Annotated in this window: 7 protein-coding genes and 2 pseudogenes; 4 read left to right on the forward strand and 5 right to left on the reverse strand. The window is 63.2% G+C overall.

Annotated features, from left to right (window positions below; genetic code table 11):
- Positions 1–459: 459 nt before the first annotated feature.
- Positions 460–1,101, forward strand: a pseudogene (locus AC1D00_RS14020) (glutathione S-transferase family protein).
- 97 nt (positions 1,102–1,198) lie between these two features.
- On the opposite strand, the gene AC1D00_RS14025 reads toward AC1D00_RS14020, so the two are convergent.
- From AC1D00_RS14025 to AC1D00_RS14045, 5 genes are all read right to left on the reverse strand, one after another.
- Positions 1,199–1,864, reverse strand: coding sequence for a TadE/TadG family type IV pilus assembly protein (locus AC1D00_RS14025; protein ID WP_477011076.1), 666 nt, complete (start codon positions 1,862–1,864; stop codon positions 1,199–1,201).
- Complete coding sequence (locus AC1D00_RS14030; RefSeq protein ID WP_477011077.1) at positions 1,864–2,424, reverse strand: TadE/TadG family type IV pilus assembly protein; 561 nt, start codon at positions 2,422–2,424, stop codon at positions 1,864–1,866. Before AC1D00_RS14030 ends, AC1D00_RS14025 begins: the two co-directional genes overlap by 1 nt.
- 10 nt (positions 2,425–2,434) lie before the next feature.
- Positions 2,435–3,862 carry a TadE/TadG family type IV pilus assembly protein gene (locus AC1D00_RS14035; protein ID WP_477011078.1) on the reverse strand — a complete coding sequence of 476 codons (1,428 nt, stop codon included), beginning with the start codon at positions 3,860–3,862 and terminating at the stop codon, positions 2,435–2,437.
- A 430-nt stretch (positions 3,863–4,292) separates the two neighbouring features.
- The gene (locus AC1D00_RS14040; RefSeq protein WP_477011079.1) at positions 4,293–5,852 is read right to left on the reverse strand and encodes an acyl-CoA carboxylase subunit beta; all 1,560 of its coding nucleotides are present in this window, start codon (positions 5,850–5,852) and stop codon (positions 4,293–4,295) included.
- Entirely contained in the window at positions 5,782–6,756 is a 975-nt protein-coding gene (locus AC1D00_RS14045) for an IclR family transcriptional regulator (RefSeq protein WP_167770659.1), read from the reverse strand. The genes AC1D00_RS14040 and AC1D00_RS14045 overlap by 71 nt, the downstream gene beginning before the upstream one ends.
- 94 nt (positions 6,757–6,850) lie before the next feature.
- On the opposite strand from AC1D00_RS14045, the gene AC1D00_RS14050 reads away from it, so the two are divergent.
- The 3 genes and pseudogenes from AC1D00_RS14050 to AC1D00_RS14060 all read left to right on the forward strand — a co-directional run.
- Positions 6,851–7,072, forward strand: a complete 222-nt coding sequence (locus AC1D00_RS14050; RefSeq protein ID WP_027543130.1) for an acyl-CoA carboxylase biotin carboxyl carrier protein subunit — start codon at positions 6,851–6,853, stop codon at positions 7,070–7,072.
- A gap of 335 nt (positions 7,073–7,407) precedes the next feature.
- On the forward strand, positions 7,408–8,574 hold the full coding sequence (locus AC1D00_RS14055) for a TAXI family TRAP transporter solute-binding subunit (protein WP_477011080.1): 1,167 nt from the start codon (positions 7,408–7,410) through the stop codon (positions 8,572–8,574).
- 36 nt (positions 8,575–8,610) lie between these two features.
- Positions 8,611–9,220 (forward strand): annotated as a pseudogene (locus tag AC1D00_RS14060) (TRAP transporter permease); the annotation flags it as partial.

Below are 9,220 nucleotides of genomic sequence, written 5' to 3' on the forward strand. Positions count from 1 at the left end.
GCATTCGGGTGCGAGATCAATGCGGTAGGGTCGTGCTTCCGAAGCAATAGAGCTGACGGCAACAAAAAAACACGCAAAAAGAACTAGCTTGAACATTGCAGGACTCCGAGTTGAAGGGTCCTGCCCCGGAAAATGAGCAACTGATAACAGTTTGGCCGAAATGGGCCTAAAGAACGGCCGAAAATGGCTGCATTTGCGGGCCGCTCTCCTCGATCCTAATAAGCCACACGTTGCGACTGAAATGATTAACTCGCAGAGTACGAACGTCCGCCTTTGACACTTCCGGCGCTCGCGACGAGCGACGAGCCTCGCGTTGCGACGGAAGCGGGAGGTCGCGACCGCCGGCGACGCCGAAGGCGTTGCGCAGGAGTATTCGACGAGTCTTGTACATATCGCGTCAGAGTGGAAATCTCGCTCCCGCGAATTTAGGCACTCAAGCCAGCGTGAGGACGCTCAATCATGCTCACTGTCTATGGCGAAGGTCGTGGATTCCGTGTCGTTTGGCTGCTCGAGGAATTGGGAGTGGCTTATCGGCTGCGCCCGGTCGATCTGCGCGCTGTCGACAATGATCCCGATTTTCTTGCGATCAACCCCGCCGGCTTTATCCCGGCGCTACAGGACGGCGAGATGATCATGGTCGAATCGATCGCGATCCTCGAATACCTGCTTGCCCGCCACGGGCCGAGCCCGCTCGCCGTCGCCCCGGACGATCCGGCCTTCGGCGCCTATCTGCAGTTCCTCCATTTGGGAGAGGCTGGGCTCGCTGGACCAATGAACGCCGTCTTCGTCGGTCGCGCACTCGCGCCCGAAGCAGAGCGAAACGCCCGGGTCACAAACTGGGCACTGGAGACCTTTCATAGCCGGCTGGGATTGGTCATCCAGCGTCTCGCAGATCGTCCCTTTCTCGCCGGAGACCAGTTCACTGCTGCTGACATTTCAGTGAGCTACGCTCTCCTGCTTGGTCTGCGAACCAGCAACTAGACCCCGGGTTCAGTCGAGCGTGCCTATCTCGCCCGCACGACGACACGCTCCGCCTACGCCCGAGCGATGGAAATCTGCCAAGCCACCAAAGCTTGGGCGGAGCGATCACCGACGTTGTAGAGCCAAGTCGTGAATCCATGGAAGGGATTCGCACGAGCGTGGTTTTCCGATTCAGGATTGCCCCTGCATCCCGGTTAACCGCCGCCGCTTTGCTCAGCTAGCAGGTCTTCTGCTGCAGATGCTGGACGCATGTGCACGTCGTCGTCATCGTCGCGGAATACTTCACGTCGTAATATGGAAAGCTCGACGTGGCCGGGCTGTTCGTCGAGCAGCGCGGGAACAGGTAATAGCTGTCGGTCAACTTGACGGTGCCGGCGATCGTGTAGCCGAGGTTGGGCGTATAGTCATAGGACACTTCGCTCAGGATGAGCGAGATGTTGGCGTTGTTGGGATTGCTCGGATTGGTCGCGGTGAACTGGGACAAGGGCATCTGCTGACCCACGGTTCTCGCCCCCGACGAGCTCGTCGACGTGCTCCATTGCACCGTCGCATTGCCGTTGCTGTCGGTCGAGACTCCAGAGACCGTGATCGTCATCAGGGAGGTGCTGCCGTTCTTGACGGCATAAGGCGCCATGATTGCCGTCGCGGCACCAAGAATTGCTTGCATGCGAGCCGCGCTCACCTGCGTGTTCTGCGAAACCATGTCGGCGACACTGTGCGCGGTCGCGCTGACCTTGACGTTCATGGCGAGCCCGTTTCCGAGCTCGACGCCGCCGATATAGAGCAGAAGCATGAACGGGGCGACGATGGCGAACTCCGTCGCTGCAACGCCGCGAGCGTCGGTTCGCAGGTGCCGTGCGCGAGACGACAGGACGGCGATCATCAGGTAGCTCCTGGCTCGTTCTGGAACGCGGCGGACGACATGATCAGCCGGTTGCCGTTGGAAAGATTCGAGAGATTGAAACCGAGCGGCCCGAGGAACACCGGCCACTGGTACATCACCCGGAGAACGACGACGTCGCCGGAATTGCCGGGATCGTACTGCCAGGTGTTCGTGACCCCTCCATTGCCATCGAAGGTCAAGGCCGGAATGCCCGTATCGGCGGCGGACCACGACGTCGCCACCTGCATGTCGACCATCAGGTCGCTGCAGTTGAACAGGATCACGACCTGGTCGCAGACCTTCTGCTTGAACACGTCCTTCGTCATCTGCGCGGACTGAACCTGTCCCGTCATGACGAGGCGTGCCGATTGGCGCACGACGGATTCGAGCAGTTGCTGGGCGAAGAAAACGAGGAACGTCTGAATGAGCGCGATGATGAGGGCGAGGAACGGCGCGGCAACGAGCGCGAATTCGACGGCCGTGGCTCCTGATTTGTCTCGCGCGAAGGCGCCGCAGCGATTGCGGCGTCTCTTTGTGGTTGCGACGTCTGGTCCGGTCATGGCGCGCTCTCTACTGCACGAGGCTGGCCGTGCTGGACGCAACCTTGATGAAGAGGTTGGTCAGCGCCGCGGAAATGTCGCCGCCCGTCTGCACGCTCGCATACAGGCCGGGCGATGCGCAGGATTGCAGCCGCGTTGCGATCGTGCCGGTCGACGAGGACGGGCTGTTGAACTGCGCGATGCGGGTGTTGTACCAGCTTTCGGTCGGCAGTGGCAGATACTCGGTGTAGAGGACCGCGATGCGAATGCCGCGGTTCTTGATCGTCGTGCAGACCGTCGTGTCGAGCGGTTGCTGGCATCGCAAGGTCGTCGAGTTGGCAGACGGAAGCGCATAAGTGGCATTGGCGTCGCAGGCGCCCCCCGTCTTCGGGATGAGCTTGTCCTCGACGCCGTCAGTGACGAGGAAGACCACTTCCTGCGGTGTATCGCCCGACTGGTTGGTGCCGGTGCCCGGCGCAGGCATCACGGCGTTGACGCCCGTGAGGCCGCCCGAAATATCCGTGCCGTAGTCGGTGGTGTAGACGCAGGCGCCCTTGCTGTTGAGAAGGGGGCAGTTCTGGTGATCGACCGTCAGGAGCTGAATGTTGGAGATCTTGGTGCCGGCGGCGGTCGGCGTGGTCAGCGTCTGGATCGTGTTCAGGGCGTAGTCGAAGGTGTAGATGGCAGCATTGTAAGTCGTGTTGTTGAGCGCCGACATGCACTGCATGACGCCGCCCGACACACCCGACTGCGGGCACGTCCAGGGTCCGACCATCAGTTGCGTAACGGCATTGGTCACGAGATCGATGCGCAGCGTGATGTTCTTCGCACGGGCGATGGTGAGATTGTCCTTGTTCGTAGAGCTTGGAGCCGCGTTGTTGGGATGCGCCTCGTGACAAGCGAACGCGCAATTCGCCGCGTATGACGGCTGACTCTTCGTCGCGGCGATCATGTTGTCGATGTCGGTCTGGGTCGCCGCGATCGCCATCGACGGAGAGTCGTCCAGCAACAGATAGAAGTTCATGTTGGGCGCGCTGGACGCCTTCGCCGTCGCGGAACCGGCGACCTGCCAGGTCGCCTTGCCGAGAACGCCGGGGAAATTGTTGATGGACTGCGCGACGTAGGAAACCGTGATGGTCCGCGCGAGACCGGAATCGGTGACAGTGACCGTCGGTGTCGGCGTCACGGACAGCCCGGGAAGATTCGCCTTCGCTGCGAATACGGCTTCCGCGGTCGCCTTGACGACGGTGGTGTCGGTCTGCGTCAGCATCGCGGGCCTCACGGCCGCGACCGCGGCAGCGTCGGCAGCCGCGTTCAATTGCTCCCGCTTGCGCAGGGCCAGCGTATAGTCGAGCGCCATGCCCAGCAGAAAGATGATGGGAATCATCGTGAGCGCGAAGATGATGGCGACGTTGGCCTTCCGGTCTCTCGCGAAACGAAGCACTACGCGGCCGAGCATGCCTTCACCCTGGTTGCCGTCGTTGCGGCGAAGAAATTTTCCAAAACACCGGTGACGGGAGGAGATAGGCAGGGCCTTGCCGCCGGCCACCCGATCGTCACGGGCGAAATATGGCGACAGCCATCTTAATCAACGCTTACGGGAACCCTATAAACAGGGACCGCACCAATGAGATGTCTCATATTGAGAAAGCATCATTAACACCGCTTAAACGAGATCATCGAGGATGAGCCCGGTCGGGTCACGAATTCGGGGCGAACCGGTAACCCCGAACCTTCGCGGAGCCCCGTCCCGGACGGGCGTGGAGCGCAAACGCTCGCGCCCGGGCCCGGATCTTGTCCGGAGCGTCCGCGGATTCCGGGCTGCCTCGCGGAGCCCGTCGTCGGGCCGCGCCTCGCGCGGACCCGTCGGCTCGCGATGACGGTCGCCGTTACGGCCTGATCGTCATGTTTCCGGGAGGTCCGGCCTTGCGGAGCGGCTCGGCCAGCCTTGCGAACTCGCAGAGCAAGGACCTTGTCCTGCGCGGGTCGATAATCTCCTCGACCCAGAACTTCTCGGCCGAGCGGAACGGCGAGCGCAGCTTGTTCAGCCGCTCCTCGATCTCCCTCAGCTTCGCCGCCTTGTCCTCGGCCGCATCGATGTCGGCGCGGTAGGCCGCTTCGATGCCGCCTTCGAGCGGCAGCGAGCCCCAATAGGCCGACGGCCAGGCGTAGCGGATCGAGAAGCGGTCGGCCGGCTGATGCACCACGCCGGCCACACCAAAGGCATTGCGCAGGATCACCGTGCACCAGGGCACGGTGGTCTGGTTGACCGCGGCCATGGCGCGGACGCCGTGCCGGATGGTCGCCGCCTTCTCGGCATCGAGGCCGATCATGAAGCCGGGGCAGTCCATGAGATAGACGACGGGCAGATGGAAGGTTTCCGCGAAATCGACCCAGCGCACCACCTTCTGGCAGGCATCCGCCGTCCAGGAGCCGCCATAGTGAAAACTGTCGCTGGCCAGCACCATCACCGCCCTGCCCTCGAGCCGGGCGAGGCCAACGATGATCGGCTTGCCGAAATTGGCGGCGACCTCGAAGAACGAGCCCTTGTCGACGACGGACTCGATGATCGGCCGCATCTTGTAGACCTGCTTGCGGTTGCGCGGCACCGCGTTCATCAGCGCTTCCTCGGTGCGCTCGGGATTGTCGGTGCAGGGCAAGGTCGGCGGCAACTCATAGACCGACGGCGGCAGATAGGACAGGAAGCGCCGCGCGCAGGCGAACGCCTCTTCCTCGGTGTCGACGGCATGATCGACCGCGCCGGCGCGGGTCTGGATGTCGGCGCCGCCGAGCTCCTCCTTCGAGAGGTCCTGCCCCAGCGCCTTCACCACCGGCGGCCCTGCGACGAACATCGCCGACTTCCTGGTCATGATGGAATAGTGGCTGGCGGCGAGGCGCGCGGCACCAAGGCCCGCAACCGAGCCGAGGCCGAGCGCGACCACGGGTACGCGCGACAGGTTTTCCGTCGTGAAGCGATACCAGCGCGTGCCGCCGATGCCGCCCGGCAGGTTCGCCGCGCCCTTGGTCTCGATGGTCTTGACCGAGCCGCCGCCGCCGGAGCCTTCGATGATGCGGACGATGGGCAGACGGAAGTCGTGCGCCATCTCCTCCGCCATCAAGGGCTTGGCCGAGATCGAAGCATCCGCCGAGCCGCCGCGCACGGTGAAATCGTCGCCGACCACGACCACGGTGCGGCCGTCGACGCGCGCGCGGCCGAACACGCAGTTCGCCGGCGTCAATTTCTGCAACTCGCCGCTGGAATCGTACTCACCGATGCCGGAGACGGCACCGATCTCGTGAAAGCTGCCTTTGTCGATCAGCTTGTCGATGCGCTCCCGAACAGTCAGCCGGCCCTGGTCATGCTGTCGCTTGACCTTGTCAACGCCGCCCATCTCCCGCGCGAAGGCTTCGCGCCGGGCGAGCTCGTCGAGTTCCGGCTTCCAGTTCATTCACTCCCTCCGAATTGATCGGCTTGTTATTGTTGTGCACGGCCATTGCGACCGGTTTACGCGGGATACGGTTGTTGAAGACATCGCCTTCAGCGCCTTCCATCAGGCTGCCGAGCGAGCGGCCGAGCGCGAGCATCAGCGGCGCGACTTCGGCATGCAGCCGCTGCTCGTCATACATCGCGGACAGAAGACCGATCGTGATGACGACGAAGGTCTGGTACTGCGGCGACCAGATCGGCACCGCGAGACCATTGATGTGCGGGCTCCACAGACCGCAGGCCACGACATAGCCGCGCTCGCGCAGCGACTGACGGTTGGCCTCGATGCGGGGCTTCAGGATCTTGGCCGCCTCGGGAGCTTCGCGCTCCATGTCCGCAATGAAGGCATCGCCGATCTCGGGCGCCAGCGCCGCGGTGTAGGCCGCGCCTGCGGCGGTCGAGGCCATCGAGATGCGGCTGCCGGTGCCTTCATGCAGGCCAAGCGCGGTCGCCGATCGCGCGAACTGGAGATAGACGAGATGGAAGCGATCGGGGACGACGAAGCCGACCGTACCAGGCAGTTGCTCTGCGACTTCCTGGAGCCGCTGGCGGATCATGCTGCGCAGCTGCGCGCCCTTCATCATCGAGGCGCTCATCGCCACCGCGCTCGGACCGATGCGATATTTCTGATCGCGCGGCAGATAGACGAGCTGGCCCATGCGCGTCAGCGTGTGCGTGAGCCGCGACACGGTCGAGCGCGGCAGGCCGCAGCGATTTGAAATCTCGAGATTGCCGAGCCTGCTATCGTGGCCCTCGAAGCATCGCAACACGTCGAACGCGCGCGACACCACCTGGATGACATCACCCTCACCGGCTTCGCCAGCGAGCGCACCTTGTCTACTCAACCGCTCCGAACGTCGTCCCATGATCCCTACCAGTTGTTCCGCTCTGCGGAATTAAATTCCGCTTGCAGAAGAAGCTACCTCAGGCATTTTGCGACCACAACAAAAAGGCGATGGCATGCCAGAAATTAAGATCGTCACCGAAGTCGCGGGACGCGTCTGCGCAACTCCCGTGCAAGTTGGAGGAACCGTCGCGGATGGCGACGACGTTGTGGTGGTCGAGGCGATGAAGATGGAGATACCCGTGCCTTCGCCCGCGAGCGGCACGATCACATCGCTTCTGGTGAAGCTCGACGACATCGTCGCCGAGGGACAAGCGATCGCGATCGTCGCGAGTTGAGCGCATGCGCATCGCCTGACGTGGTTGCGCAATCTTTCTGTGGCCATCCTTCGAGACGCCCGCTTTTGGCGGGCTCCTCAGGATGAGGCTGGTTTTTGCAGCAAATTACAAATCCTCATGGTGAGGAACGCCGCTCACGGCGCTTCTCGAACCATGGCCGAGCGATGCGCTATCGCCGTCAGTGGTCCGCGACAATCTGTCAGACCACCGCTTCGTATCCGCGGTACGGCGTTGCCATCGCCTGATACGGATGACATGATCTGTTTCAAACAAAATCTGTTTCAAACAAAGTAAGAAAATCTTCGCGGCAAACGCGATGATCATTGGAGAGAAACATGCTTCGTGGGCTGCTCGTGCTCGCGCCTGCCTTGGTTGCGGGCATTTCTTTTGCGTCTACACGCTATTCGTTCGCCGAAGACGTCAAGCTGCCGGCGACCTTGACGTTTACCGCCTATGACACCGGCACCGCCGGCTTCAACATCGCGGTCGGTGTCGGCAAGATGATGAAGGACAAATACGGCACCGACGTGCGCGTGCTCCCCGCAGGCAACGACGTCGCGCGGCTTGCGCCGCTGCGCGCCAAGCGTGCCGTGTCGGCGGCGATGGGATCGGGCACCTATTTCGCGCAGGAAGGCGTGTTCGAGTTCGGCGCGAAGGAATGGGGCCCGCAGCCGCTCCAGATCCTGCTCTCGAGCGTCGATTGCAATTGCGGTTCGCTTGGCGTCGCCGCCGATACCGGTGTGAAAGATCTGAAAGACCTGCAAGGCAAGCGCGTCGGTTTCGTCGTGGGCTCGCCGGCGCTGAACCAGAACTCGCTCGCGGTGCTTGCCTTCGCCGGGCTGTCGCAGAAGGACGTCAAGGTGGTCGAGTTCGCCAGCTACGGCGCGATGTGGAAGGGCCTGATCAACAACGACACCGACGCCGCCTTCGGCACCACCATCACCGGCCCCGCCAAGGAGGCCGAGACCTCGCCGCGCGGCCTGATCTGGCCGCCGCTGCCGGCCAAGGACAAGGAGGGCTGGGCGCGGATGCAGAAGGTCGGCTCGTTCTTCTTCCCGCAACTTGCGACTTGCGGCGCCGGCATCTCGCCGGACAAGCCGATCGAGCTCGGCAACTACCCCTACCCGATCTTCGTGACCTACGCCTCGCAACCGGCCGACCAGGTCTACGCCATCACCAAGGCGATGATCGTGAATTACGACGCCTACAAGGACTCCGCGCCCGGCGCGGGCGGTCTCGCCGCCGACCGGCAGACCAAGAACTGGGTGGTGCCGGTGCATCCCGGCGCGGTGAAGGCGCTGAAGGAAGCCGGGCAATGGAGCGACGCGCAGGACGCGCACAACAACAAGCTGATCAAGCGGCAGGAGGTGCTTGGCGCAGCGTGGACGGAGTACGGCAAGTCCAACCCGCCCGCGGACGACAAGGCATTCCTCGAGGGCTGGATGAAGGCACGCGCCACGGCGCTGGCCAAGGCCGACATGCCGAACGGGTTCGAGGACTAGTCTACAGCGCTTTACAGCCCGCGCACGGGGTCGATCATGTCTGCTTCAGTTTCCACCGGCCCCAAGGACGAGGCCAAGCGGGTCGTGTTCGACGATCCGCACGGCGCCGCCGCCAACATGCAGGAGGCGGAGGTAACGCGCGTCCGCACGCTGCACGGCGCCTGGCGCTGGATACTGGTGGCCGCGACCGCGGCGACCATCCTGCTCTGCATCAACCAGCAGTTCTCGCTGCGGTTCTTCATCGGCTACACCCAGCTCAACACGGAGTATTTCTATCTCCTGATCGCCTTGATGCTGCCCTTCACCTTCCTGATCTTCCCGGGGACCGAGCGCGCGCCGCTCGACCGCATTCCCTGGTATGACCTCGTCTTCTTCGTCGTGACCTTCGCGGCCGCGCTGCTCCTGATGTCGAACGTGCGCAAGGCGGCGGAGGCCGGATGGGAATTCGGCGGCGCGCCGAACACCGTGATCGCCGCGGGCCTCGTGATGTGGGTGATGCTGATGGAGGCACTGCGCCGCACCGGCGGCTGGAGCCTGCTCTTGAGCGTGTTTCCCTTCACCGTCTATCCGCTGTTCGCCGAATCCGGCTGGTTGGGTCCGTTCCGCGGCACGCAATCGACGCTGGAGCAGGCCACCGCCTATCACG

This window comes from Bradyrhizobium sp. P2_E8 (genome assembly GCF_056403875.1).